Annotated in this window: 24 protein-coding genes and 1 tRNA gene; 9 read left to right on the top strand and 16 right to left on the bottom strand. The window is 72.9% G+C overall.

All coding sequences use genetic code 11. The annotated features are described in order from the left end of the window. Positions 1-81: 81 nt before the first annotated feature. Both ACFY60_RS05790 and ACFY60_RS05785 read right to left on the bottom strand, forming a co-directional pair. A complete protein-coding gene (locus ACFY60_RS05790; protein WP_345279920.1) occupies positions 82-552 on the bottom strand; it encodes a RidA family protein in 471 nt (156 codons plus the stop codon). Beyond that, on the bottom strand, positions 549-707 hold the full coding sequence (locus ACFY60_RS05785) for a DUF4177 domain-containing protein (RefSeq protein WP_309051630.1): 159 nt from the start codon (positions 705-707) through the stop codon (positions 549-551). The genes ACFY60_RS05790 and ACFY60_RS05785 overlap by 4 nt, the downstream gene beginning before the upstream one ends. A gap of 121 nt (positions 708-828) precedes the next feature. Between ACFY60_RS05785 and ACFY60_RS05780 the strand changes: the two genes are divergently transcribed. Both ACFY60_RS05780 and ACFY60_RS05775 read left to right on the top strand, forming a co-directional pair. Beyond that, complete coding sequence (locus ACFY60_RS05780; protein ID WP_309051629.1) at positions 829-1,791, top strand: ArsA-related P-loop ATPase; 963 nt, start codon at positions 829-831, stop codon at positions 1,789-1,791. Positions 1,792-1,886: 95 nt separating this feature from the next. Then, on the top strand, positions 1,887-3,278 hold the full coding sequence (locus ACFY60_RS05775; RefSeq protein ID WP_388610197.1) for an ArsA family ATPase: 1,392 nt from the start codon (positions 1,887-1,889) through the stop codon (positions 3,276-3,278). A gap of 88 nt (positions 3,279-3,366) precedes the next feature. Here the strand turns inward: ACFY60_RS05775 and ACFY60_RS05770 are convergent, their stop codons facing one another. Beyond that, positions 3,367-3,711: a WhiB family transcriptional regulator gene (locus ACFY60_RS05770; protein ID WP_030206027.1), complete on the bottom strand. Its 345-nt coding sequence runs from the start codon at positions 3,709-3,711 to the stop codon at positions 3,367-3,369. Between the two features lie 547 nt (positions 3,712-4,258). Here ACFY60_RS05770 and ACFY60_RS05765 point away from each other — a divergent pair. Beyond that, the gene (locus ACFY60_RS05765; protein ID WP_388609472.1) at positions 4,259-6,508 is read left to right on the top strand and encodes a transglycosylase domain-containing protein; all 2,250 of its coding nucleotides are present in this window, start codon (positions 4,259-4,261) and stop codon (positions 6,506-6,508) included. An 81-nt stretch (positions 6,509-6,589) separates the two neighbouring features. On the opposite strand, the gene ACFY60_RS05760 is transcribed toward ACFY60_RS05765, so the two are convergent. Then, positions 6,590-7,054: a GatB/YqeY domain-containing protein gene (locus ACFY60_RS05760; protein ID WP_309051627.1), complete on the bottom strand. Its 465-nt coding sequence runs from the start codon at positions 7,052-7,054 to the stop codon at positions 6,590-6,592. A gap of 74 nt (positions 7,055-7,128) precedes the next feature. On the opposite strand from ACFY60_RS05760, the gene ACFY60_RS05755 reads away from it, so the two are divergent. Next, positions 7,129-8,067 (top strand): metallophosphoesterase, encoded by a 939-nt coding sequence (locus ACFY60_RS05755; RefSeq protein WP_388609474.1) that lies wholly within the window; start codon positions 7,129-7,131, stop codon positions 8,065-8,067. 121 nt (positions 8,068-8,188) lie between these two features. Beyond that, positions 8,189-8,262 (top strand) — tRNA-Pro (locus tag ACFY60_RS05750). 148 nt (positions 8,263-8,410) lie between these two features. On the opposite strand, the gene ACFY60_RS05745 is transcribed toward ACFY60_RS05750, so the two are convergent. Beyond that, positions 8,411-9,625, bottom strand: a complete 1,215-nt coding sequence (locus ACFY60_RS05745; RefSeq protein WP_388609475.1) for an esterase/lipase family protein — start codon at positions 9,623-9,625, stop codon at positions 8,411-8,413. A 172-nt stretch (positions 9,626-9,797) separates the two neighbouring features. Beyond that, positions 9,798-10,676, bottom strand: coding sequence for a glycosyltransferase family 2 protein (locus ACFY60_RS05740; protein ID WP_388609477.1), 879 nt, complete (start codon positions 10,674-10,676; stop codon positions 9,798-9,800). 260 nt (positions 10,677-10,936) lie between these two features. Between ACFY60_RS05740 and ACFY60_RS05735 the strand changes: the two genes are divergently transcribed. Further along, the gene (locus ACFY60_RS05735; RefSeq protein ID WP_388609478.1) at positions 10,937-12,133 is read left to right on the top strand and encodes a serine/threonine-protein kinase; all 1,197 of its coding nucleotides are present in this window, start codon (positions 10,937-10,939) and stop codon (positions 12,131-12,133) included. Positions 12,134-12,147: 14 nt separating this feature from the next. On the opposite strand, the gene ACFY60_RS05730 is transcribed toward ACFY60_RS05735, so the two are convergent. Together ACFY60_RS05730 and ACFY60_RS05725 are read right to left on the bottom strand one after the other, a co-directional pair. Further along, positions 12,148-12,429 (bottom strand): hypothetical protein, encoded by a 282-nt coding sequence (locus tag ACFY60_RS05730; RefSeq protein ID WP_388609480.1) that lies wholly within the window; start codon positions 12,427-12,429, stop codon positions 12,148-12,150. 101 nt (positions 12,430-12,530) lie between these two features. Beyond that, a complete protein-coding gene (locus ACFY60_RS05725) occupies positions 12,531-13,949 on the bottom strand; it encodes a tetratricopeptide repeat protein (RefSeq protein WP_388609482.1) in 1,419 nt (472 codons plus the stop codon). A gap of 493 nt (positions 13,950-14,442) precedes the next feature. Between ACFY60_RS05725 and ACFY60_RS05720 the strand changes: the two genes are divergently transcribed. Next, on the top strand, positions 14,443-15,435 hold the full coding sequence (locus ACFY60_RS05720) for an Lrp/AsnC family transcriptional regulator (RefSeq protein WP_388609483.1): 993 nt from the start codon (positions 14,443-14,445) through the stop codon (positions 15,433-15,435). 11 nt (positions 15,436-15,446) lie between these two features. Here the strand turns inward: ACFY60_RS05720 and ACFY60_RS05715 are convergent, their stop codons facing one another. Further along, positions 15,447-16,280, bottom strand: a complete 834-nt coding sequence (locus ACFY60_RS05715) for a class I SAM-dependent methyltransferase (RefSeq protein ID WP_388609485.1) — start codon at positions 16,278-16,280, stop codon at positions 15,447-15,449. Positions 16,281-16,342: 62 nt separating this feature from the next. Between ACFY60_RS05715 and ACFY60_RS05710 the strand changes: the two genes are divergently transcribed. Then, positions 16,343-18,163, top strand: a complete 1,821-nt coding sequence (locus ACFY60_RS05710) for a prolyl oligopeptidase family serine peptidase (RefSeq protein ID WP_388609487.1) — start codon at positions 16,343-16,345, stop codon at positions 18,161-18,163. 24 nt (positions 18,164-18,187) lie between these two features. After that, on the top strand, positions 18,188-18,937 hold the full coding sequence (locus tag ACFY60_RS05705) for an SURF1 family protein (protein WP_309053619.1): 750 nt from the start codon (positions 18,188-18,190) through the stop codon (positions 18,935-18,937). Between the two features lie 133 nt (positions 18,938-19,070). Here the strand turns inward: ACFY60_RS05705 and ACFY60_RS05700 are convergent, their stop codons facing one another. The 7 genes from ACFY60_RS05700 to ACFY60_RS05670 all read right to left on the bottom strand — a co-directional run bounded on the left by ACFY60_RS05700 (position 19,071) and on the right by ACFY60_RS05670 (position 25,595). Next, positions 19,071-20,300, bottom strand: a complete 1,230-nt coding sequence (locus ACFY60_RS05700; protein WP_388609489.1) for a hypothetical protein — start codon at positions 20,298-20,300, stop codon at positions 19,071-19,073. After that, on the bottom strand, positions 20,297-21,070 hold the full coding sequence (locus tag ACFY60_RS05695) for a SigE family RNA polymerase sigma factor (RefSeq protein ID WP_388609491.1): 774 nt from the start codon (positions 21,068-21,070) through the stop codon (positions 20,297-20,299). The genes ACFY60_RS05700 and ACFY60_RS05695 overlap by 4 nt, the downstream gene beginning before the upstream one ends. Before the next feature lie 253 nt (positions 21,071-21,323). Continuing rightward, on the bottom strand, positions 21,324-22,418 hold the full coding sequence (locus ACFY60_RS05690; RefSeq protein WP_388609493.1) for an aspartate-semialdehyde dehydrogenase: 1,095 nt from the start codon (positions 22,416-22,418) through the stop codon (positions 21,324-21,326). Further along, on the bottom strand, positions 22,415-23,695 hold the full coding sequence (locus tag ACFY60_RS05685) for an aspartate kinase (RefSeq protein ID WP_309055468.1): 1,281 nt from the start codon (positions 23,693-23,695) through the stop codon (positions 22,415-22,417). Before ACFY60_RS05685 ends, ACFY60_RS05690 begins: the two co-directional genes overlap by 4 nt. Positions 23,696-23,890: 195 nt before the next feature. Continuing rightward, positions 23,891-24,550: a DUF5063 domain-containing protein gene (locus ACFY60_RS05680; RefSeq protein ID WP_309056599.1), complete on the bottom strand. Its 660-nt coding sequence runs from the start codon at positions 24,548-24,550 to the stop codon at positions 23,891-23,893. Between the two features lie 38 nt (positions 24,551-24,588). Next, entirely contained in the window at positions 24,589-25,188 is a 600-nt protein-coding gene (gene recR, locus ACFY60_RS05675; RefSeq protein WP_309051876.1) for a recombination mediator RecR, read from the bottom strand. Positions 25,189-25,259: 71 nt separating this feature from the next. Continuing rightward, a complete protein-coding gene (locus ACFY60_RS05670) occupies positions 25,260-25,595 on the bottom strand; it encodes a YbaB/EbfC family nucleoid-associated protein (protein ID WP_309051877.1) in 336 nt (111 codons plus the stop codon). Positions 25,596-25,706: the final 111 nt, after the last annotated feature.

The following is a 25,706-nucleotide window of genomic DNA, read 5'->3' as shown; positions in this document are numbered from 1 at the left end:
ACGGAATGCACGAGAGCCGGCCGCCTCGCGCGCGGGGGCGCGGAGGGGCCGGCTCCGTGGTGGTCGCGTACGGCGGCCGGGTCAGTCCTCGATCAGCTCGACCTGGACCTCGACCTCGACGGGGGCGTCGAGCGGCAGCACGGTGACGCCGACGGCGCTGCGCGCGTGCACGCCCTTGTCGCCGAGGATCTCCCCGAGCAGCTCGCTGGTGCCGTTGATGACGCCGGGCTGGCCGGTGAAGTCGGGGGCCGAGGCGACGAAGCCGACGACCTTGACGACCCGCTTGATGCGGTCCAGGTCCCCGGCGACGGACTTCACGGCCGCGAGCGCGTTGAGCGCGCAGCGGGCGGCGAGTTCCTTGGCCTCCTCGGGCGTGACCTCCGCGCCGACCTTGCCGGTCGTCGGAAGCTTGCCGTTCACCATCGGGAGCTGGCCCGAGGTGTAGACGTACGCGCCGGAGCGCACGGCCGGCTGGTAGGCGGCGATCGGGGGCACGACCTCGGGAAGGGTCAGGCCGAGCTCCGCGATCCGCGCCTCGACGGCCCCGCTCACTGCTTGGCCCGCTTCAGGTAGGCCACGAGCTGCTCGGGGTTGTTCGGCCCGGGCACGACCTGGACGAGCTCCCAGCCGTCCTCGCCCCAGGTGTCCAGAATCTGCTTGGTCGCGTGCACCAGAAGCGGCACCGTGACGTACTCCCACTTGGTCATGGAGCCGACTGTAGCCGCTGCCGGGCGACGCCCCTCCGAGGTCCCCCCAGGAACTACCTAGGGGACTTTTCCGGGGCGGCCACCTGATTGTGCGCGGCGGTCAGTGGTTAGGCTCGACAGCGTGAGCAGGCTCCAGGTGGTCAGCGGCAAGGGTGGTACCGGTAAGACGACGGTCGCCGCCGCCCTCGCTCTCGCTCTCGCGACGGAGGGGAAGCGGACCCTCCTCGTCGAGGTCGAGGGCAGGCAGGGCATCGCACAGCTCTTCGAGACGGAGGCACTTCCCTACGAGGAGCGGAAGATCGCCGTCGCTCCCGGTGGGGGCGAGGTGTACGCGCTGGCGATCGACGCCGAGCGGGCGCTCCTCGACTACCTGCAGATGTTCTACAAACTGGGCGGCGCGGGGCGGGCCCTGAAGAAGCTCGGCGCGATCGACTTCGCGACGACGATCGCCCCGGGCGTGCGGGACGTCCTGCTGACCGGCAAGGCGTGCGAGGCGGTCCGGCGGCGCGAGCGGAACGGCCGCCCCACCTACGACCACGTGGTGATGGACGCGCCCCCGACGGGCCGCATCACCCGTTTCCTGAACGTCAACGACGAGGTGGCGGGCCTGGCCAGGATCGGCCCGATACACAACCAGGCGCAGGCCGTCATGCGGGTCCTGAAGTCCCCGGAGACGGCGGTGCACCTGGTGACGCTCCTGGAGGAGATGCCGGTCCAGGAGACCGCCGACGGCATCGCCGAGCTGCGGGCGGCCGAACTGCCCGTGGGCCGGGTGGTGGTGAACATGGTGCGTCCGCACGTGCTCGACGAGGCGGCGGTACGGGCCGCCTCCGGCGACCACCGGGAGGCGGTCGCCCGGACACTGGTCTCCGCGGGCGTGGCGGGCGGCGCGCGCCTGGTGGAGCCGCTTCTGGACCAGGCGGCCGAGCACGCCCGCCGGGTGGAGCTGGAGCGGGCGCAGCGCGCCGTCCTGGAGGGCGTGGGGGTCCCCTCGTACGAGCTGCCGTACCTGGGCGACGGGGCGGACATCGCCGGGCTGTACCGGCTGGCGAAGGAACTGCGGAGACAAGGGGTGGGCGCGTGACGGAGCAGACGGCCGGGGCCGGCCACGGTCCCGACGACGGCCCCGGCAACGGCGGTGGCGGCGGTGCCGGAGGCGGGGCTTCCGGCGGTGAGGGGCTGGACTCCGTACCCGCCCTGGAGCTGGATCCGATCCTCGACGACCCGGGCACCCGCATCATCGTCTGCTGCGGCGCGGGCGGCGTCGGGAAGACGACCACGGCCGCGGCGCTCGGCGTCCGGGCGGCCGAGCGGGGACGGCGGGTCGTCGTGCTCACCATCGACCCGGCGCGCCGGCTGGCCCAGTCCATGGGCATCGACTCCCTCGACAACACCCCCCGCAAGGTCGAGGGCATCAAGGGCAGTGACGGCGGCGAACTGCACGCCATGATGCTCGACATGAAGCGGACCTTCGACGAGATCGTCGAGGCGCACGCGGATCCCGAGCGGGCGCGGGCGATCCTGGAGAACCCCTTCTACCAGTCCCTGTCGGCCGGCTTCGCCGGAACGCAGGAGTACATGGCCATGGAGAAGCTGGGGCAGCTCAGGGCCCGCGACGAGTGGGACCTGATCGTGGTCGACACCCCGCCCTCCCGTTCCGCCCTGGACTTCCTGGACGCGCCGAAGCGGCTCGGCTCCTTCCTGGACGGGAAGTTCATCAAGCTGCTCATGGCCCCGGCGAAGGTGGGCGGCCGGGCCGGGATGAAGTTCCTGAACGTCGGCATGTCGATGATGACGGGCACGCTGGGGAAGCTGCTGGGGGGTCAGTTCCTCGGGGACGTGCAGACGTTCGTGGCGGCGATGGACACGATGTTCGGCGGTTTCCGGACCCGCGCGGACGCCACGTACCGGCTGCTCCAGGCGCCGGGGACGGCGTTCCTCGTGGTCGCCACGCCGGAGCGGGACGCGCTGCGCGAGGCGGCGTACTTCGTGGAGCGGCTCGCCGCCGAGAAGATGCCCCTCGCCGGGCTCGTCCTCAACCGGGTTCACGTCAGCGGCGCCGCCGGGCTCTCCGCGGAGCGGGCGCGGGCCGCGGCGGAAAATCTTGAGGAGGGCCGCATTGTGGATCAGAGGCCCGGGAATGCTGGACTGCGTGGCTCCCCGGCCACATCGACCGAGTCGCAAGCCCTCGCCACCGCCGCCACTTCTTCCGTACCCGAGGCTGCCCCCACAGCCGGCCCGCACATCCCCGCGGGCGCAGAAGCAGACGCACGCAGCGCAGCAGACGCAGGCGCCGACACAGGAACGGACGTGAACGCCTCCGCCCCCACGGACGCGTCCGCGGACCCCGCAGCAGGGGACGTACGTCATCTGACCGCCGGCCTGCTCCGTCTCCACGCGGAGCGGATGCGGGTGCTCGCGCGCGAGCAGCGCACGCGCGACCGCTTCACCACCCTGCACCCGGAGGTGGCGGTGACCGAGGTGACCGCCCTGCCCGGCGATGTGCACGACCTCGCCGGGCTGCGGGACATCGGTGATCGGCTCACGGCCGGGCGCACGCCCTCGGCCTGAGCCTCTCCCCGTACGGGGCCCTGGCAGGAGACCCTCTCAGGAGGTTCCCGCTCGTGGCCCTGGTACGGGGCCCCGGTGCGAGCCGGGGCTACCCGACCGCCGCGTACGCCTCGTACGTCGCGTCGTCGTCCATCGCGACGGGCAGCAGGCCCGCGCCGCGCTCGTACTCCGTCCGCGCGGTCTCCAGGAGCCGGCGCCACGAGGTGACGGTCGGCCGCCGGCGGAGCAGGGCACGGCGCTCGCGCTCCGTCATGCCGCCCCACACGCCGAACTCGACGCGGTTGTCGAGCGCGTCGGCCAGGCACTCGGTCCGCACCGGACAGCCGGTGCACACCGCCTTCGCCCTGTTCTGCGCCGCTCCCTGCACGAAAAGTTCATCCGGATCGGTAGTGCGGCAGGCCGCCTGCGCACTCCAGTCAGCTACCCAGCCCATACCGGCGCCGTCCTCTCCCGAATCGAGGCTCCCCCACGGCGGCAGCGGCATATTCACCGCTGCCAGTTGGGACGTTACGGAAGGTGGGCACAGCGCAACACCCCCTTCGGGCCCAATCTTGAATGGTCCGAACGGACTATGCGTGTACGTCAGATCACCCAGGGGAGTGACCGGAGGACATACGACAGGTAGCGGACATGCCGCGCGTACCTGCCCTTCCTCCGCGGGGACACGAGGGGCACCGTGTGACGCAGGGGCCGGAAACGGACACGAGATTCCCGTGTTTCGGGGTCACGGGAATTCACGCCGATGTCATGCACGGGTCTTGATGCGGAACCACACTGCTGTGACAGTTGGGAGCAGCTTAGGCCAACGCCTGCCCGTCTGTCCGGCGATTCGTCACGCGGACGCCAGGCGTCGCCACGCCTCCGGAAGGAACCGCCAGGGCCGCCCCCCGGGCCGCCCGGATGTCACGGTCTCGTACGCGAACGCTCCGAGAGACCCCTGCTCCTGCGGAACGCCCAGTCCTACGGATTAGGCTGCCCCCATGGCAAAGAAGCGCTCGGGCGGTGGCCTGACCGGGACCCAGCAGGCCGCCAAGTTCCTCGGTGTCAGTGTGCTCTCCGGAGCCGTGCTGGCAGGCATCGCCCTGCCCGCGGCCGGGGCACTCGGACTGGCCGCGAAGGGCACGGTCGAGGGGTTCGACGAGATCCCCGCCAACCTGAAGACGCCACCGCTCAGTCAGCGCACCACGATCCTCGACTCCGAGGGCGGCCTGATCGCGACCGTGTACTCGCGGGACCGGAAGGTCGTACCGCTGGAGAAGATCTCCCCGTACATGCAGAAGGCGATCGTCGCGATCGAGGACTCGCGCTTCTACGAGCACGGGGCGATCGACCTCAAGGGCGTGCTGCGCGCCATCAACCGCAACGCCCAGTCGGGCGGGGTCGCGCAGGGCGCGTCCACGCTGACCCAGCAGTACGTGAAGAACGTCTTCGTCGAGGAGGCCGGCGACGACCCCGAGAAGGTCGCGCAGGCCACCCAGCAGACCATCGGCCGCAAGGTCCGCGAGCTGAAGTACGCGATCCAGGTCGAGGAGGAGCTGGGCAAGAAGAAGATCCTGGAGAACTACCTCAACATCACGTTCTTCGGGCAGCAGGCCTACGGCATCGAGGCCGCCTCCCAGCGCTACTTCTCCAAGCCGGCCGCCCAGCTCGACCTCGGCGAGGCCGCGATGATGGCCGGCCTGGTCCAGTCGCCGAGCCGCTACGACCCGGTCAACGACCTCCAGGAGGCGACGAAGCGGCGCAACATCGTCCTCCAGCGGATGGCCGACGTGAAGGACATCAGCCAGGCGGAGGCGGACAGGGCCAAGGCCAAGCCGATCAAGCTCAAGGTCAAGACCCCGCGGAACGGCTGCATCACCGCCGTCGACGGCTCCGGCTTCTTCTGCGACTACGTCCGCAAGACGATCCTCAACGACCCCGTCTTCGGCAAGACGGCCGAGGAGCGGCAGAAGCTGTGGAACCTCGGCGGCCTGACCATCCGGACGACGCTGGACCCGCGCGCCCAGGCCGCCGCCAACGAGGCCGCCATCGCCAAGATCTACAAGGACGACCCGGTCGCCGCCGCCGTCGTCCAGGTCCAGCCGGGCACCGGCAAGATCCTCTCCATGGGCCAGTCCCGCCCGTACGGCCTGGACCAGAAGCAGCACCAGACGACGCTCAACCTCTCCGTCGGCAGCAAGATGGGCGGCACGACGTACGGCTTCCAGGTCGGTTCGACCTTCAAGCCGATCACCGCCGCCGCGGCCCTGGAGAAGGGCCTCAGCCCGGCGCAGACCTTCGACGACCCGTGGAAGATCAAGATCCCGGAGAAGGACTACACCCGCTGCGACGGGAAGCCCGCCGGCTACGCCACCTGGGAGGTCGGCAACGAGGTCGAGTCGGAGAAGGGCCTCTACGACATGACGAGCGCCCTGGGCAAGTCCATCAACACGTACTTCGCCAAGCTGGAGCAGATGGCCGGCCTGTGCGAGACGATCACGATGGCCAAGAACGTCGGCTACGAGCGTGAGCTCGGCAAGAAGGTGCAGGAGCTGCCCTCCATCACCCTCGGCGCCCAGGAGAGCACCCCGCTCGACATGGCCGCCGCCTACGCGACCTTCGCCAACCGGGGCATCTACTGCGTCCCGGTCGCCATCGAGTCGATCAAGGCCGCCAACGGCGACAAGCTGAACGTGCCGCAGACCTCGTGCAAGCGCGCGATGAGCGACCGTACCGCCGACACGATCAACCAGATGCTGAAGGGCGTCGTCGAGGACGGCACGGGTACGAAGGCGGGCCTGAGCGACCGCGACAACGCGGGCAAGACGGGTACGACCAACGACCGCAAGGACGCCTGGTTCGTCGGCTACACGCCGAACCTGTCGACCGCCGTCTGGGTCGGTGACGACATCGGCGAGAAGAAGTCGATGTACGACATCCGGATCGGCGGCCAAGTCTACGACAAGGTGTGCGGTGGCTGCCTCCCCGGCCCGATCTGGCGGATCGCCATGACGGGCGCGCTGGAGGCGGGCGAGACGCCGTCCTTCGCCCCCATCTCGGTGCCGCGCGGCGACAAGCCGAAGCAGCCGGAGAACGGCCCGAACAAGCCGAAGAAGCCCGGCGACAACAAGCCGGCCGGAAACAAGCCCGGTGACACCAGGCCGCCGGCCGACCTCTTCCCGGGCATCTCGATCCCGGAGGACCTGTTCGGCGGGAACGGCCGGGGCAACGGCCGCGGCGGAAACCACTGACCTCCCGGCACCGGAAAGGGCGCCCCACCTCGGGTGGGGCGCCCTTCGCCGTACGTCCTCGGTGCTGGTCCGGCGGGCTGGTCAGCCCGCGAGGAGCTTCTTCACGACCGCGGCGACGCGGCCGCCCTCTGCGCGGCCGGCGACCTTCGGGTTGACGATCTTCATGACGGCGCCCATGGCCCGCGGCCCCTCGGCGCCGGCGGCCGTCGCCTCCGCGACCGCCGCCGCGACGATGTTCTCCAGCTCCTCGTCACCGAGCTGCTTCGGCAGGTACGCGTCGAGGACGGCGCCCTCGGCCAGCTCCCGCTCGGCGGACTCGGCGCGACCGCCCTGGGTAAAGGCGTCCGCGGCCTCGCGGCGCTTCTTCGCCTCGCGGGCGATCACCTTCTGCACCTCGTCGTCGGAGAGCTCGCGCTTGGTCTTGCCGGCGACCTCCTCCTTGGTGATCGCGGCGATGGTCAGCCGCAGGGTCGAGGAGCGGAGCTCGTCACGCTCCTTGATCGCGGCGTTGAGGTCGTCCTGAAGCTTGGCCTTGAGGGTGGTCATGGGGTCAAGTGTGGCAGGTGCCCCGGCCCGCCCGCCCGCGCATTTCCGCCCGCCGGGTCTGCGACGATGGGGGGATGCGCGCACGGTACGGGATCCCCCTGAAGATCACGGCAGGTGTCACGGCGACGGCCGCGGCCGGACTCGTCTACGCGGCGGGCTTCGAAGCCCGCTCCTTCCGGCTCCGCCGGATCACGGTCCCGGTGCTCCCCCGCGGCATGGGCGACCTGCGGGTCCTGCAGGTCTCCGACATCCACATGGTGAGCGGCCAGCGCAAGAAGCGGGCCTGGCTCCAGAAGCTCGCCGGGCTCCGCCCCGACTTCGTCGTCAACACCGGTGACAACCTCTCCGACCCCGACGCGGTGCCGGAGCTCCTGGACGCCCTGGGGCCGCTGATGGACCACCCCGGCGTGTACGTCTTCGGCTCCAACGACTACTACGGGCCGCGTCTGCGCAACCCCGCCCGCTACCTGCTGGAGAAGGCGCAGGGCCGGTACGGCCTCAACGGCAACAAGCCGGTCGTCGGCGCGCTCCACAACCCCTGGGAGGGCATGCGGGACGCCTTCGACGCGGCGGGCTGGGTGAACCTCACCAACAGCCGTGGCCGGCTCAAACTGCCGCAGGCCGACCTGGCGTTCACCGGCCTGGACGACCCGCACATCAAGCGGGACCGGTACGCCCGCGTGGCCGGCGGCCCCGACACCACCGCCGACTTCACCATCGGCGTGGTGCACGCGCCGTACCTCCGCTCCCTGGACGCCTTCACCGCCGACGGCTACGAGCTGATCCTCGCCGGCCACACCCACGGCGGACAGCTGTGCATCCCCTTCTACGGAGCTCTCGTCACCAACTGCGACCTGGACACCGACCGGGTGAAGGGCCTCTCCTCCCACACGGTGGGCGCCCGCACCTCCTACCTGCACGTCTCGGCGGGCTGCGGCACCAACCGCTACACCCCGGTCCGCTTCGCCTGCCCCCCGGAGGCCACCCTCCTCACCCTGACCGCCCGCCCCTGAGCCCTGCCCGGGACCGCGTGCGACCTGCGGCGCGGCCGCGCGAAAACCGGATTTCGTCTCAGCGCGCGCGTGGGCTAAAGTAATCGATGTCGCCGCGACGTGAAGAGCAGAGCAGCGACATCGGGGTGTAGCGCAGCTTGGCAGCGCGCTTCGTTCGGGACGAAGAGGTCGTGGGTTCAAATCCCGCCACCCCGACAGCCGTAAGACCAGCTCAGGGCCTGATTCGAGAGATCGAATCAGGCCCTGAGCTGGTTTTCCGCTCGTTCCGGGGAAGTCATGGGGCGGACCCGCCGCCCGCCCCGGGTGGGCGGACGGCGGGTCCCGGTCGGTGCGGGGGCGCCGGTCAGTCGGGGAGGCGGTCCATGATCCAGGTGCACAGTTCCTCGGTGATGGCCGTGTGCGCGGTGGTGGTGGACGAGCAGAGGAAGTCGTCCAGCTCGCTCTCCTCGGGGCTCAGCTCGTAGATGTCCGTGTACAGGTCCGCCTGCTGGTCGAGGGCGCGGACGGCGACCGCGCTGACCGAGGGGACGAAGCACACGTCCTCGTGTCGCAGGTCCGCCTTGCCGCCGAGCTTCTCCAGGGTGTCGGCGAGGATCTTGTACGTGTGCAGCGTTCCGCCCGGCGCGCCGTCCAGTTCCGGGAAGCCGCTGGTGGTGACGGTCTTCTCGGCCTTGGGGAACCTGCGGTTGAGGAAGGCGGCCGTCACGTCGTCGCCCTGGGCCTGGGTGTAGAAGGTGGTGCCCGGGTAGATCTGCTCGATCCGCAGCGCGACCTCGCCGGGCTTCACCTCCGGCAGGCCGACGCCGTCGCCGCGGCCGTTCGCCACGCCGATCAGCCGTGGGATCCTCGGCCACCCGCCGGCCCGGTCCAGGGCGGACAGGAACTCCGTGCGCAGCGGGGAGACCCCGGTCTTGCCGGTTTCGCCGTCGTAGTGCTGCCACAGCATCTGCTGGGCGGCGGGGCTGTTCATCTGCCGGGCGAAGTCGTTCGGGAACGGGATGAAGTGGGAGAACGCCTGCACGCCGACCGGGATGGTGGCGCCCCGGTGGGGGCTGTCGTAGGAGAAGTACAGAGCCGTCCGGTGGTCGATGCGGTCGGCCTCCATGCGGGCCAGCGCGTAGCGGGTGACGATGCCGCCCATGCTGAAGCCGCCGACGGCGAGGCGGGCGTCACCGTGCTGCTCCGCGATGGCCCGCATGATGGCGGCCTGGGCGGCCTGCGCGTTGTCCAGGATCGACGCGCTGCGCTCCTCGAAGCCCAGCAGGATCACGTCCCTGCCGCGCCGGCGCAGCTCGCTGATGAAGCCGTAACCGCTCTCCAGCCCGTGGTAGAGCACGTCGAGCTTGCTCCGGCCGAGGTTGAAGCCGTCGGCCATGATCACGGGCCGCCGGACGGCACCGCCGTTGCCGTCACCGGGGAACACCCAGGCGAAGCCGTGGGGCAGGGGCCACTCCTGGTGCTCCGGTACCGCCGGCGTCCCGGTGGACCCGGCGGGTTCGGCGGACAGCGGGGTGGCGAGAGTGAAGGAACCGGCGTTCGGCTCGGTCTCCTGGGACATGGTCGTCCTCCTTGGGGGGTGGGCGAAACGTCGCCATCTTGGCGGCCGCCCGGGCCGCGCCACTCCCCTGACCTGGGAAGTTCACCCCATCCGGTGGACGAAGGGCGGGGAATGTTTGACCCGCCCGTCAGGCGGCCACGGCCGGTCCCCGCCGCTTGGCCGCTGCCGTTCGTCAGATGATCGGGGGGCGGCCCAGGCGGGTCATGCGGAGGACCGTGGACCAGCGCATGGGGTGGCGGGGCCCGCAGGGGCGGCGGAGGCCCTCGGCGAAGCCGGCGAACCAGGCGCGGAGGCCCGGGAGGGAACGGGTGCGGGCCAGGGTGAGGAGGGTCCAGACCGCGAGGTAGAGGGGGACCAGGAGGGCCGGGAGGTTGCGCTTGGCGAGCCAGACGCGGTTGCGGGCGGTCATCCGGTAGTAGACGGCGTGCCGGGCCGGGGAGGTCTTCGGGTGCTGGAGCAGCAGCTCGGGGGCGTACCGGACCTTCCAGCCCGCGTCGAGCGCGCGCCAGGCCAGGTCGGTCTCCTCGTGGGTGAAGAAGAACTCCTCCGGCCAGCCGCCGACGCGGTCGAGCATCCGCATGGACAGGCCGTGGCCGCCGCCGAGGAAGGTGGTGACCTCGCCGCCGCGCATCGGGTCCTTGGCACCCAGGCGGGGGACGTGGCGGCGCTGGGTCTCGCCCGTCTCGTCGGCGATGCGGAAGGAGACGATGCCGAGGGCCGGGTCCGCCTCGTACAGGTCGGCCAGGCGGCGGAAGACGTCCGTGTCGACGAGGAGGCCGTCGTCGTCGAGGTCCACGAGGACGTCGACGTCGCCGAAGCCGCGCAGGGTCTCGATGGCGACGTTCCGGCCGCCCGACACGCCCCGGTTCTCGGGGAGTTCGACGCCGGTGACGCCGTCGGGGAGCTCCGGGAGGGAGCCCGTGCCGTTGCCGATGACGACGACCCGGGTGGCGGGTTCGTCCTGGCGGGCGACCGAGTCGAGCAGCGCCCTCAGCTCGGCGGGCCGCGTGCCCATCGTCAGCACCGCCACACCCACGCGCGGTCGCGCCACGGCCCACTCCGTCCCACGGTTCTCAGCAAGGTCCCGGGCCGAGATGCTAACCGGCCGCGCCACCCTCCGTTCACCTGGCGGGCACCCAGGTGACGGCCTGACCGCTTTCTCCGCATGGTCCGGGACGGTGGCGCGTCACCCGGGGGGTGCGCGGCGAAGCGGGGGTCCGCGCGGCTCTACGCTGGTTCCGTTCCGTCAAGTTGAACGATCGTCGAAAGGGTGGTCTCCAGGTGCTGGTCGCGGACCGATATCGGCTTCACATGTGTATCGGCCGTGGCGGCATGGGCGAGGTGTGGCAGGCCACCGACGAGGTGCTCGGGCGGTCCGTGGCCGTGAAGCTGATGCTGGGGCACGAGGCGGACCCGTCGGCCGGTGACCGGTTCCGGCTGGAGGCGCAGACCGCCGCCCGGCTGAGCCACCCGCACGTGGTCGGTGTCTTCGACTTCGGTACGTGGGACGGGAAGCTGTATCTCGTCATGGAGCTGGTCGAGGGCGACAGCCTCGCCAGCAGCCCCTCCCAGCCGCTCGTGCTGCCCCCCGAGCGGGTGGCCGTGGTGGCCGCGCACGCCGCCGCGGGGCTCGCCGCCGCGCACCGGCAGGGGGTCGTGCACCGCGACATCAAGCCGGGCAACCTGCTCGTCGACGCCGAAGGGACCGTCAAGCTGGCCGACTTCGGCATCGCCCGCTTCGTGGACGACCCGTCGGCGGCCCTCACCACGACCGGCCAGATCGTCGGCACCGGCCTCTACCTGGCGCCCGAACGGGCCCTCGGCAAGCCGGCGTCACCCGCCTCCGACGTGTACTCGCTCGGCTGTGTGCTCTACCAACTCCTCACCGGGCAGCCGCCGTTCCGGGCCGACACCGCGACCGCCCTGCTCTACCAGCACATCGACACCCCGCCGACACCGCCCGGCCGTCTCGGCGTGGCGCTGCCGCCCGCCTTCGAGACGTACCTGCTGAGCCTGCTCGCCAAGCAGCCGGAGCAGCGACCCCCGGCGCAGGCGATCGCCGACTGGTTCTCCTCCGGCGCCTGGCGCGACTACGCCCGCCCGCAGATCCCCCAGCAGCCGCGGGGCCCGCAGCACCACGCCCCGCAGATCCCTCACCAGAGGCAGGCCGGGCACTCCCAGGCTCACCAGGTCCCGCAGCACCACACGCCCCCGCCGCAGCCCCACCACCAGCAGCACCAGGCCCCCCAGCACGCTCACAGCGGGCCGTCGCCCGTCCCGGCCGCGTCCGCGCCCCTGCCCATGCCGGCGCCGCGCCCCGTGCCCCGGCCCGTCCCCGCCGCCCCGGCCGCTCCGGCCTCGCGGCGGCGGGAGCGGCCGGGCACCGGCGCCTCCACCACCGGCGCGCTCGCCGAGCTGTCGCGGCGCAGACCGCGCAAGACCGCCGCCGTCGCCGGGGCCATCGCCTTCGTCGTCTTCCTGATCATCGGGATGTCCTGGCTCTCCTGAGCGCGGGCCCGCCCTCAGTACGCCCTCGGCGCCATCACCAGCGGCTCCTCGCCCTCGTCCGGCAGCAGCAGGCAGCGCGGTACGCCCGGCCCGTGGACGGCGCGGACCGTCACCGTCCTCGGGGGCTCCGTGGGCAGCTCCACGGCGGCCGTCAGCGGACGGTCGCCGGCGGCCGTGGTGTACCCGGTCTCCTTGCCGTCGACCAGCACCTCCAGGACGGACCGGCGGCCGGTCTCCACCGTCGCCGTGACCGAATGCCCGAGGTGGTCGATGTGGAAGTGATGGCGTCGCCTCATGGGGGCACCTCCGTACCTCCAGGGTAGGGAGGTGCGCCGCTTTCCGGGCGGGTCCGTGCCCTGCCACGGACCGTTCCCGCAGGTCACGGCGGGTGTACGGGTCAGACCTCGGCCGACAGGGCGAACAGGCCGCGCCGCGCCCCCTCCTCGTACGCCCGGCGCAGCTCCGGGTCGTCCAGCAGGTCCCGCAGGGCCGTCCCGCCCCTGCCGCGCGGGCCCGCGCAGTAGGCGGCGGGGCGGTACGAGGTGTTGAAGACGGAGGTGCGCAACAGGTCCACCGCGCCGAGCAGATGCGCGGCGGAGGTGTGCCGGCCGTCCAGCGCCCGCATCTGCGCGAGGAGTTCCGCCGCGCAGGCCGCGCCGACCGCCGAACCGATCCGCAGGTGCTCGCGCAGCGCCCGCCGGGCGTACTCGGCGGCCCGCTCCGGCACCCCGTCCCAGGCCAGCAGCTCGGCGCGGGCGTGGTGCGCCCAGGCGTCGGCGGCCAGGTCACGGCCCGCCCAGGCGCGCCGGGCGTCGTACTCCCGGTCGGCCTCGTCCAGGGCCTCCTGGGCGCCTTCCGGGTCGGTCCGGCACAGGGCGAGCGCCAGGGCGACGCGGCAGCCCTGCCGGGACGGCCCGAACTCCGGCTCGGCGCCCATCAGCGCCAGTGCCTCCCGGAACTCCTCCGCCGCCTCCCGCATGCGCCCCCGGTAGAGCGCGGTCGCGCCCCGCAGGTGGGCCAGCAGGCCGAAGCAGCCCTCGTCCCCGTCCCGTACGGCGGCGGCCCACGCCCGGGAGAGGAGCGGGTCCGCCTCCTCGGGGCGCCCGGACTCCAGCTCCAGGAAGGCGGCGAGCCACAGCGCGCGGGCCGGCTCGGGGCCGGGGTGCAGGGCGAGCGCGTGCCGCAGCCGGGTGCGGCCCTCGGTGACCCGCCCGCAGGCCACCCACAGGAACCAGAGCGAGACGACGATGTCGACGGCCGCCCCGGCCGCCTCGGTCTCCGCACCCGGGGAGAGGGGCGCGGTGGTCGGGTCCATGGCGGCGGCCAGGCCGGGGAGTTCACGCAGGGCGAGGTCGCGGGCGTCGATCTGGCGGCCCAGCTGCCACCAGTCGGCGGCCCTGCGGGCGACCTTCACGCACCAGGCGCGGTGGCGCGGGACCACGGTGCCCCGGTCGCCCCGGGCGGTGAGCCGCCGGGCCCCGACGGCCCGCATCGGGTGCGGCATCCAGTAGCGGGGACCGACCGGTTCGCCGTCGAAGAGGTCGTCCACGGGGAGCAGGGCGAGCGGGGCGACCCGTTCCAGGACCTCGGCGACGCGCTCGGCGGGGAGCGCGCCGTAGGCGCAGACCTCGTGCACCGCGTCCGGCCCGAAGGCGCCCTCGAAGACGGAGAGGCGCTCCCAGAGGAGGCGTTCGGCCGGGCCGCAGTCCAGGTAGCCGCGTTCGGCGGCGGCGAGCTGGTCGGCGGCGACCGGCTCGCCCCACAGGTGCTCGACGGACGCGGGCTGCTCGGCGGGGCGGGGCACCACCGGGTCCACGGGGCGCAGGAAGGGCACGCCCCACGGCCCGCGCCGGCGCGCGGCGCCCTCGCCGGCCGCGCGCCCGGGCCCCGGCTCCCCGTCCGCGCCCGGCAGCGTCCCCGGGCCCTGCTCCGTACCCGTCGTCCCAGGCCACGGCCCCGCGACCGGTGGCGGGACCTCGATCGCGCCCGGGACGCGGAGCGGAACCGGATGGGGCCGCGGGGGCGTCGTCGCCCTCGTCACCGTCTCCCGTCCCGGCTCGGGCCCCGCGCCCGGTCCCGTACCCGTGCCCGTCCTGCCTCCCATACGCCCAGCCCCCGTGCTCGTACTCTGTCCGACACCTGTGACTTATGCCCGACTCGATGGCGGACGGCCACCGTTACGGCTTGAATGCATACGTCCCGGCACCCATCCTGGAGCGCTCCGGTGCCCCCGTCCGAGGTTTGCCAGGGATCGGCCAAGGAGGGAAATGCGTACCGGGGAATCCGTCCTCGGAGAGGCGGATCTGTCATTGATCCACGCACTCCAGATAGCCCCACGCGCCAGCTGGACGCAGCTCTCGTCCGTCCTGGGGGTGAGCCCCGACACCCTCGCCCGCCGCTGGGAGCACCTCACCGCCGGTGGATACGCCTGGAGTTCGCTGCTCGCCGCCCGGCGGGGCGCGGACGCGGCGCTGTACGCCTGGATCGAGCTCGAGTGCGTCGCCGCCCGCACCGAGGACACGGCGGTCGAGGTCGCGGGCGACCCGTGCACGCTCGGCGTCCACCAGGTGACGGGCGACGCCGACCTGGTGCTGCTGGTGGTCTGCCCGGACCTGTACGCGCTCGACGGCTATCTGGCACGCCGGGTGCGCCGCCTGCCCGGAGTGATCCGTTCCCGTACGCAGGTGGTCACGCGGCTGCACAACCGGCCGTACCGGTCGCGGATCGAGCAGCTCACCCCCGGCCAGGTGGAGCTGCTGCGGGAGCTCACGGGGGCCGACCGCCGGAACCGGGCGCACGCGCGCGGGTACCCCCACGTCACGGAGCTGGACCGGCGGCTGATCGCGGAGCTGGCGGGGGACGCCCGGCGCAGCGCGGCGGAGCTGGCCCGGCAATGCGGGACGAGCGAGTCGACGGTACGGCGGAGGCTGGACGTCCTCGCGGCGGGCGGGGCGCTGCACCACCACTGCCTGCCGGCTCCCCGGTTCTCCGGGCGGCCGGTGTGGGCGATGGTCACCGCCGAGGTGCCGCCGGCGGAGGAGCCGACGACGGTGGCGGCGCTGAGCCGGCTGCGCCGCACCCGGCTGATCACCTCGGTCACCGGGCCGTGCAACCTGGCCCTCGCCATGTGGCTGCGGACCGTCGACGAGCTGCACGAGGTGACGGCGACGCTGGTGCGGGCGGCGCCGGCGCTGCGGATCACGGGCACGCTGCTGTCCCTGCGCACCCACAAGATAGGGGCGCAGGTCCTCGGTCCGGACGGCCGCCGGGTGCGTCATGTCCGCCCGGACACCGGCGACTGACGGCCGCGCACTCAGGACACCGGGCGCGAGGCCTTGAGCGAGTACATGAGAGGGACGCGGGGGCGCCCGGCCGGGAAGCGGTAGTAGCCGTCGTCGTGCCGCTGGAGCGTCCCGTAGCGGGGGAACAGGGTGGCGTCGTGCTCGTGGAGGAACTCGACGCGCAGGCCCGCCTTCGCGACGGCCGTGACGACCTCGCCGACCGGGTGGACCCACTCCACGCTGCGGTTGTGGACGGTGGGGGCGTCGAGGTCCGCGTACGTGCCCGGGGTGCTGTCCACCCACGGGTCGCGGACGAAGTAGTCGTGCACGACCCGGGTGCCGGTCTCGTCGTCCAGCGAGTCGGTGAGCGGGTGGAACTCCGCCACGTACAGGAAGCCGCCCGGGGCGACGAGCGAGGCGGCGGTCTCCGCCCAGCGGTCGAGGTCGGGCAGCCAGCACAGGGCCCCGCCGCCGGTGTAGACGATGTCGTACGCGGGGTCCGGGACGGCCTCGGCGGCGTCGTGCACGTCGGCGGCGACGAAGGCGGCGCGGTCGGGCGTCAGGCCGAGGCCGGCGGCGAGGGAGCGGGCGGTCTCGACGGCGGGCTCGGAGAAGTCCAGGCCGACGACGTGCGCGGCGCCGTGCCGGGCCCAGGAGAGGGTGTCCAGGCCGATGTGGCACTGGAGGTGGAGGAGGGAGCGCCCGGTGACGTCCCCGACCTCCGCGCGTTCGAAGTCGCGCAGGGGGTCCTTGCCCGCGCGGAAGGAGTCGAGGTCGTAGAACGCGCTCGCCGCGTGGATCGGGACGCGTTCGTCCCAGCGGGCGCGGTTTCCCTCGAACCAGTCCTCGGGCGTCGGAGAGTACATGGCGGCGAGGTTATCCACAGGTTGCGGAGGGCGCGACCGCATTACGGGCCGGGCGGAGCATGATGGGGGGCATGACTGAGAGCAAGGCCACCGGCACCCCGGTCTGGGAGCAGCGCTTCCGGGCCCCGCGCGTCTCCCTGCCCGAATGGGCCGAGGAGGCCCCCGACCGCTCGCTGTTCGTGTCCAACGCGACGGGGACGTACGAGCTGTACGCCTGGGACCGGGCGACCGGCGAGCAGCGGCAGGTGACGGACCGGCCGAACGGCACGACGGACGGCACGCTATCCCCGGACGGGGCGTGGATCTGGTGGTTCGCGGACACCGACGGGGACGAGTTCGGGGTGTGGATGCGCCAGCCGTTCGGGGGCGGCCCCGACGAACCGGCCGTGCCCGGTCTCGCCGCCTCCTATCCGGCGGGCCTGGCCCTCGGCCGGGACGGGACGGTGGTGGTGGGCCGTTCCACCGACGAGGAGGGCTCGACGGTGCATCTCGTGCGTCCCGGCGCGGCGGCCCCGGTCGAGATCTACCGGCACCGGGAGTCGGCCGGGGTCGGGGACCTGTCGCACGACGGCGCCCTGATCGCGGTCGAGCACACCGAGCACGGGGACGCGATGCACTCGGCGCTGCGGGTGCTGCGGGCCTCGGACGGGGGCGTGGTGGCGGAGCTGGACGACACCAAGGGCGGCACCGAGGAGCTGGGGCTCGCGGTCCTGGGCTTCGCGCCGGTGGACGGGGACACCCGGCTGCTCGTCGGGCACCAGCGGCGGGGGCGCTGGGAGCCGCTGCTGTGGGACGTGGTGACGGGCACCGAGACGGACCTCGGGCTCGACCTGCCGGGTGACGTGTCGGCGGAGTGGTATCCGGACGGCACCGGCCTGCTGATCGTGCACAGCTTCGAGGCGCGCAGCGAGCTGTGGCGGTACGACATCGCGACGCGCGCCCTGGTGCGGGTGGAGACCCCGGCCGGTTCGGTGTCGAGCGCGACGGCCCGGCCGGACGGCTCCGTGGAGTACCTGTGGTCCTCGGCCGCGCTGCCGCCGGTCGTGCGGTCCACGGCGGGCGGGATCGTCCTCGACCCGCCGGGGCCGAAGGCGCCGCCGTCGGTGCCGGTGGAGGACGTGTGGGTGGAGGGGCCGGGGGGTCGGGTGCACGCGCTCGTGCAGCGGCCCGAGGGCGAGGGCCCGTTCCCGACGGTCTTCGAGGTGCACGGCGGTCCGGCCTGGCACGACAGCGACGCGTTCGCGGCGGGCCCGGCGGCCTGGATCGACCACGGGTACGCGGTGGTGCGGGTCAACTACCGGGGTTCCACCGGGTACGGCCGGGAGTGGACGGACGCGCTGAAGCACCGGGTCGGTCTCATCGAGCTGGAGGACATCGCGGCGGTCCGCGCCTGGGCGGTGGGCAGCGGCCTGGCCGACCCGGAGCGCCTGGTCCTGTCGGGCGGCTCGTGGGGCGGATACCTGACGCTCCTCGGTCTGGGCACGCAGCCGGACGACTGGGCGGTGGGGCTCGCGGCGGTCCCGGTCGCGGACTACGTGACGGCGTACGAGGACGAGATGGAGGCCCTGAAGGCGCTGGACCGGACGCTGCTGGGCGGCTCCCCCGAGGAGGTGCCCGAGCGGTACGCGGCCTCGTCGCCGCTGACGTACGTCGACGCGGTGAAGGCCCCGGTGCACATCTCGGCCGGCGTCAACGACCCGCGCTGCCCGATCCGCCAGATCGACAACTACGTGGACCGGCTGGCGGCCCGGGGCGCGGTGCACGAGGTGTACCGGTACGACGCGGGGCACGGGTCGCTGGTGGTGGAGGAGCGCATCAAGCAGGTCGCCCTGGACCTCGCCTTCGCGGCGAGGCATCTGGGGACCCGGCCGGTGGGGAGCTGAGCCGGTTTGCGTACCGTGGGGGGCGTGTACCGGTTCCTGAGAACGCCCCGCTGGTGGGGGATCAACCTCTTCGTGCTGCTCGCGATCCCGTTCTGCGTGTTCATGGGGACGTGGCAGCTGGGCAAGTTCGAGGACCGCGTCGACTCCCACCAGGAGACGGAGCGGCGGCCGGCCGCCGGGACGGGGAAGCCGGCGCCGCTGGACTCGCTGCTGCCGGTGGACAAGGAGACCTCGGGCCGCCCAGCCGAGGCGCGCGGCCGCTTCGGTGAGCAGTTCCTGGTCCCCGACCGGGAGCTGGACGGCCGGTCCGGCAGTTACGTCCTGACGCTGCTGCGGACGGACGGCGGCCGGTCGCTCCCGGTGGTCCGGGGCTGGCTCCCGCAGGGCGCCCAGGCCCCGGCCGCGCCGTCCGGCGAGGTCACGGTCGTCGGCGCGCTCCAGGCCTCGGAGAACCCGGGCACGAAGGGGGTTCGCGCGGCGGGCGGGCTGCCCGAGGGGCAGCTCGGCATGATCAGCGCGGCGGCCCTGGTGAACGTGGTGCCGGACGACGTGTACGACGCGTGGATCACGCTCACGGAGTCCCCCGCGGGCCTCACCCCGGTCCCGGCCTCGGCCGCGGCGGGCACCGGCCTGGACGCGAAGGCCTTCCAGAACCTGGGTTACACGGCCGAGTGGTTCGTCTTCGCCGGCTTCGTCGTCTTCATGTGGTTCCGCCTGGTCCGCCGCGAGGCGGAGGCCTCCCGGGACGAGGCGCTGGGCCTGACGGAGGCGTAGACGCGGCGCCGCCGCGTCCCGCTCTCCGCGTCCCGTGGCGGCGCTCCCCTGCCGGCAGGTGCCCGGCCCGCGGCCGGGCGGTCGCGGGCGGGCGGGCCCGGGGGCGAGCCGGCCGGTGGCCCTGTCGTCCCCGTCAGGCGCTCGGGAGCAGGCCCGTGCGGTAGACCGTGCCCGCGCAGGCGTGGGGAACCGTCACCGTGGCCGGAGGGGCCGCGGGGGCGGGGATGTGGGTGAGGGAGACGCTGCCCTCGGCGGGGGTGTCCGCGCGGAGGAGCTGGGGACTCGTGCCCTCGGCGTCGGTGCCCGTACCCGTGTCGCCGCTCGCGCCCGAGCCGGATCCGCCGGAGCCGGTGCCCGTGTCGCCGGTGCCGCCGTCGCCCGTGCCGGAGGTGGGCTCGGTGCCACCCGTGCCCGTGGACGGCGTGGCCGTCGACGGCGGGGTGGCCGTCGGCTCGGTGGGCGGGGAGGTCGGCGGCTCGGTCGGCCCCGTCGTCGGACAGGTGTCGCTGGGGATCCAGGCGAACCGCACCTCGTACGCGGCGTTCGGCTCCAGCAGGAGCGAGGTCACCTCGCGCGTGGGATCGGGCAGGCCGCCCGCCGGGTCGCCGGCGGTGTGCCGGACGACCGAGATCCGGGCCGGGTCGGCGGCGCCCCTGGCCTCGAAGCCGATGCCCCCGCCGCCGTCGACGACACAGGCCCGCGCGGAGACGTTGGCGATCCGGAAGGTGCCGTACACCGCGCCGTCGGCGCCGGGAGCCCCGGCCTCCGCCGCGCCGACGCCCAGCTGGCCGGCCGCGCAGCGGGGCGCCGAACCGGGCGGCAGGGACGCGCCGGCGGAGACCGTGGTCCCACCGGCGAACGTGGGCTGCTGCGGACCCGTGGCACCGGCGCTCACGCCCTGGCTGGGCGACGCGCTGCTCGCCGGTGTCTCGGACGTCCGGCCGCCGCCCTCGACACCGGTCTCGGTGCCGGTGCCGCCCTGGGCCTGCTCGCCGTGCCCGGCGTTGACGGGGTTGGCCGCGGTGACCCCCTCGGAGGAGGCGACGTGCACGAAGGCGGGGACGGCCGTGCCGATGAGGACGGCCGCGGCGGCGACGCCGACGACGGCCTGCCGCTTGCGGGCGCGGCGCGCGGGCACGGCCCGGCGCAGGTGCTCCAGGGCGCCGCTGGAGGGCTCCAGGCCCGCCACCGCGCCCTGGAGCAGCCGCCGCAGCGCCGGCTCGTCGTCGCCGTCCGGGACACCGCCCGCGACGCCGCCGCCCGGCAGGCCGTCCGCGCCGTCGCCGGCCTCGCCGGACCGGCCGGGCTCGATGTTCAGCATCCGATGTCCACTCAGGTCGTCGCGTTCCGCCGGGCCGCTCATGTCGTCGCCTCCATCGCGACGCGCAGCGCCGCGATGCCCCGTGAGCCGTACGCCTTCACCGAACCCAGGGATATCCCGAGGGTCTCCGCGACCTGGGACTCGGTCATGTCCGCGAAGTAACGGAGGACGAGCACCTCGCGCTGGCGCCGCTGGAGCCCGCGCATGGCCTTGATGAGGTCGTCGCGCTCCAGCTGGTCGTACGCCCCCTCCTCCGCGCTCGCCATGTCCGGCATCGGCTTGGACAGCAGCTTCAGTCCGAGGATGCGGCGGCGCAGCGCGGACCGGGAGAGGTTCACGACGGTCTGGCGCAGGTAGGCGAGGGTCTTCTCCGGGTCGCGCACCCGCTTGCGGGCGGAGTGGACGCGGATGAACGCCTCCTGGACGACGTCCTCGCAGGAGGCGGTGTCGTCGAGGAGGAGCGCCGCGAGGCCCAGGAGGGACCGGTAATGGGCCCGGTAGGTCTCGGTGAGGTGGTCGACGGTGGTGCCGGCGGCGGCGGTGCCGAGGGCGGAGACGCCGCCGGGGAGGGCCGTGGCGGGGGTGGCGGAGTCGTCGGCGCCGCCGCGCGGCGCCGGAATGCCGTGCACCTCGCCGGTGCGGGATCCGATGGGCACGGGGGCGATCACCGGCATGCCGCCGAGCGCGCGCGGCCGTCCGAGGGGACGGGCCGCGGCGGCGCGTGCGGGAACGGCGCCGGCGTCCCGGACGGGGAGCACGGCCGTGCCCGCTCCGCGCGGGGCGATCGCCACGATGTCGAGTACCTCTGCCACGCCTGTTGGACACGTCTTCCCCCGGCAGGGTTGTACGCGTACGCCACCGTTTTTGGCGGTGAGCCGAATGTCCTCATGCGTAACCGTTCTCCCCCTATGCCCCGCTTCCCAGCGTGTTCCGCGTCACATGGTCGTGAGTGCACGCAGAGACGCACCCCTCCCGACTACTGGTTGCAGCAAGGGGGAAAAGCATCGTCAGTCACGGCATCGCCGCAGTTCAAGAGCGTTCCAGCAATATCTGACGCTTCTTTGCTCACAGGTCGTTCACAGATCCTACAAAAACCGACTCCGCGGTCGCGGCGACGACCGTCTCCGCGATCTGGAGGGCGTTGAGGGCCCCGCCCTTGCGGAGGTTGTCGGCGCAGACGAAGAGGTCGAGCGCCCGCTCGTCGTCCATGGAGCGCCGCACCCGGCCGACCCAGGCGGGGTCGGTGCCCGCGACGTCGGCGGGGGTGGGGAAGCCGCCCGCGGCCGGATCGTCGAAGAGGACCACGCCGGGCGCGGTGGCCAGCACCTCGTGGGCGCGGCCGACCTCGACGGGCCGCTCGAAGCGGGCGTGCACGGTGACGGAGTGCCCGGCGACCACGGGGACGCGCAGACAGGTCGCGGCGATCCGCAGGGCCGGCCGGCCGAGGATCTTGCGGGTCTCCTCCCTGATCCGCTCCTCCTCCGAGGAGGCACCGTCGGCACCGGCCGTACCCGACCAGGGCAGGACGTTGAGCGCGAGGGGGCCGGGGAAGGGACCGGTGCCGTCGCCGACGGCCCGGCGGACGTCACCGGGCCGGGTGCCGAGTTCGCCGCCGCCGGCCACCAGGCCGAGCTGCGCGCGGAGCGTCGCGACGCCCGCCCGGCCGGCTCCGGCGCCGCCGGCGGCCTGCTGGGCGGTGACGACGAGTTCGGTCAGCCCGAACTCGGCCTGCAGGGCGCCCACCGCCATGATCAGCGCGAGGGTGGTGCAGCCGGGGCTGGCGACGATGCCCCGGGGCCGTACGCGGGCGGCGTGGGCGTTGATCTCGGGGACGACGAGCGGCACGTCCGGCTCGTCCCGGAAGGCCGCGGAGGTGTCCACCACGACGGCGCCCTTGGAGACGGCCACGGGCGCCCACCGGGCCGCCACCGCCTCGGGCACGAGGAAGAGGGCCAGGTCGACGCCGTCGAAGACCTCCTCGCCGAGCGCGAGGATCTTGCACTCCTCCCCCCGTACCTCCGCCTTGCGGCCGGCGGAACGGGGGGAGGAGACGAGGCGTATGCCGCCCCAGACGTCCGCGCGCTGCGTGAGCATCCGGAGCATCACCGAGCCGGCCGCCCCGGTCGCTCCCACGACCGCGAGCGTCGGCTTCGGGGTCATCGGCCGGTGCCTCCGTAGACGACGGCCTCGTCCGAGTCGCTGTCCAGGCCGAAGGCGGTGTGGACGGCGCGCACGGCCTCGTTGACGTCGTCGGCGCGGGTGACGACCGAGATGCGGATCTCGGAGGTCGAGATGAGCTCGATGTTCACGCCCGCGTCGGACAGGGCGCGGAAGAAGTCCGCGGTGACGCCCGGGTTGGTCTTCATCCCCGCGCCGACCAGGGAGATCTTGCCGATCTGGTCATCGTAGCGCAGCGAGTCGAAGCCGATCGAGGCCTTCGCCTTCTCCAGGGCGTCGATGGCCTTGCGGCCCTCGGCCTTGGGGAGGGTGAAGGAGATGTCCGTCAGGCCGGTGGAGGCGGCGGACACGTTCTGCACGATCATGTCGATGTTGATCTCGGCGTCCGCGACGGCCCGGAAAATGGCCGCGGCCTCGCCCGGCTTGTCCGGGACGCCGACGACGGTGATCTTCGCCTCGGAGGTGTCGTGGGCGACACCGGAGATGATGGCCTGCTCCACCTTCTGGTCCTTTGCGTCGGAGAGCGGTTCGTTGCTGACCCACGTGCCCTGGAGGCCCGAGAAGGACGAGCGGACGTGGATCGGGATGTTGTAGCGGCGCGCGTATTCGACGCAGCGGTGCAGCAGCACCTTGGAGCCGGAGGCGGCCAGCTCCAGCATGTCCTCGAAGGAGATCCAGTCGATCTTCTTCGCCTTCTTCACGACCCGCGGGTCGGCCGTGAAGACGCCGTCGACGTCGGTGTAGATCTCGCAGACCTCGGCGTCGAGCGCGGCGGCCAGGGCGACGGCGGTCGTGTCCGAGCCGCCGCGGCCGAGCGTGGTGATGTCCTTCTTGTCCTGGGAGACACCCTGGAAGCCGGCGACGATGGCGATGTTGCCCTCGTCGAGGGCGGTACGGATCCGGCCCGGCGTGACATCGATGATGCGCGCTTTGTTGTGGACCGAGTCGGTGATGACACCCGCCTGGCTTCCCGTGAACGACTGGGCCTCGTGGCCCAGGTTTTTGATCGCCATGGCCAGCAGGGCCATGGAGATCCGCTCTCCGGCGGTCAGCAGCATGTCGAACTCACGGCCGGCCGGCATCGGGGATACCTGCTCGGCGAGATCGATCAACTCGTCCGTCGTGTCGCCCATCGCGGATACCACGACGACCACCTGGTGGCCGTTCTTCTTGGCTTCCACGATCCGCTTGGCGACGCGCTTGATGCCTTCGGCATCGGCAACGGAGGAGCCTCCGTACTTCTGCACGACAAGGCCCACGTGCGCTCCTCGCTCAGTCTCTGCCGCAGCTGTCACTGCGGTCGGTTCAGTCTAACGAGGGACCGGAAAACGCCGACCTGATACCGCATGGTGAGACGAGGTGCTCGCCCAGTGATCACCGGGGTGGGCCGGGACGGCACACGGCGGCGGGGACACCCGGTGGATGTCCCCGCCGCCGTGCCGTGTGCCGGACGGTTACCGCAGTTCGCGCAGGCCCAGCGAGGCCCCCAGCTCGCGGACCATCACCCGGCCCGCCTCCTCCGCCAGGTCGTCCTCGGTCAGGTCCTCGTCCGTGTCCAGGCCGTCGAGCGCCGCGAGGGGCTGGTCGAGGCGGACGTGGGCCACGAGGGACTGGAGGGCGCGGAGGGTGGCCGAGGCCGTCGGTCCCCAGTTGGAGAAGTACGAGAACTGCCACCACCACAGCGCCTCGCTGACCCGCCCCGCCCGGTAGTGGGCGAGGCCGTGCCGCAGGTCGGCGATGATGGTGGCGAGGCTGTCGGAGATCCGCGCCGGGACGGGCGCCTTGCGGGGCTCGTACGGGTCGAAGACCTCCGAGTACACGTCGACCGGTTCCAGGAGCGCCGCGAACCGCTCCCGCAGCTCGTCCACGTCCGGCTCCGGGCCCGTGTCCGTCTCGTACCGCTCGTCCGGGACGATGTCCTCGTGCGCCCCGAGCCGGCCGCCCGCGAGGAGCAGCTGCGAGACCTCCAGGAGCAGGAACGGCACCGCGCTGTCCGGCTCGTCGCCCCTGGCGACCTCGGTGGTCGCCACGATGAAGCTCTCGATGGAGTCGGCGATCTGAACCGCGAAGTCGTCGGGACTCTGCGTGACGGAGTGCAGCGTGGGGTCAGACATCGAGGGGCCTCCCTGAGAGCGCGCCGGGCCGGACGTGGTCATACATCTAGCAGCCTCCGTCCCTCGAAGGCACGGCCGAGGGTCACTTCGTCGGCGTATTCCAGGTCACCGCCGACCGGCAGGCCGCTGGCCAGCCGGGTCACCCTCAGGCCCATGGGCTTGATCATCCGCGCCAGGTACGTCGCGGTGGCCTCGCCCTCCAGGTTGGGGTCGGTGGCGAGGATCAGCTCCGTGACGGTGCCGTCCGCGAGCCGCGCCAGCAGCTCGCGGATGCGCAGGTCGTCCGGGCCGACGCCCTCGATCGGGCTGATCGCGCCGCCGAGGACGTGGTACCGCCCCCGGAACTCGCGGGTCCGCTCGATCGCGACGACGTCCTTCGGCTCCTCCACGACGCAGATCACCGTCCGGTCGCGCCGCTCGTCCCGGCAGATGTTGCACCGCTCCTGCTGGGCCACGTTGCCGCAGACCTCGCAGAACCGGACCTTCTCCTTGACCTCCAGGAGCGCGTGCGCGAGCCGCCGGACGTCCGTGGGCTCCGCCTGGAGGATGTGGAAGGCGATCCGCTGGGCGCTCTTGGGCCCGACGCCGGGCAGCCTGCCCAGTTCGTCGATGAGGTCCTGGACCACGCCTTCGTACAACGGAACGCCCTTCTCGGGGGGTGCTTGATTCTTACGGTAGTGGCTGAGAGCGGCCCTGAGTAAGGGAGCGGTCAGAAGCCCAGGCCCGGCATGCCGCCGAGGCCCTGCGCCAGCGGGCCCAGCTTGGTCTGCTGGAGCTGGTGCGCGTTGTCGTTGGCGGCCTGGACGGCGGCGACGACGAGGTCGGCCAGGGTCTCGGTGTCCTCCGGGTCGACCGCCTTGGGGTCGATCACCAGGCCGCGCAGCTCGCCGTTGCCGGTCACGGTCGCCTTGACCAGGCCGCCGCCGGCCTGGCCCTCGACCTCGGTCGCGGCGAGCTCTTCCTGGGCCCGCGCGAGGTCCTGCTGCATCTTCTGGGCCTGCTGGAGAAGCTGCTGCATGTTGGGCTGGCCACCACCGGGAATCACGGTCACTCCTGAGGGTCGGTCGTCCGGACCGTCGTCCGGATGTCGGTATGCCGAGCCTACGTGGTCGCCGCGCGCCCTGCCTCCACCACTCTTTCGAGTGAGAAACTGCGG

Origin of the sequence: Streptomyces sp. NPDC012827, assembly GCF_042900905.1 — a bacterium.
Classification (GTDB): Bacteria; Actinomycetota; Actinomycetes; order Streptomycetales; family Streptomycetaceae; genus Streptomyces; species Streptomyces gulbargensis.
This window is presented reverse-complemented; position numbering and strand designations above follow the sequence as displayed.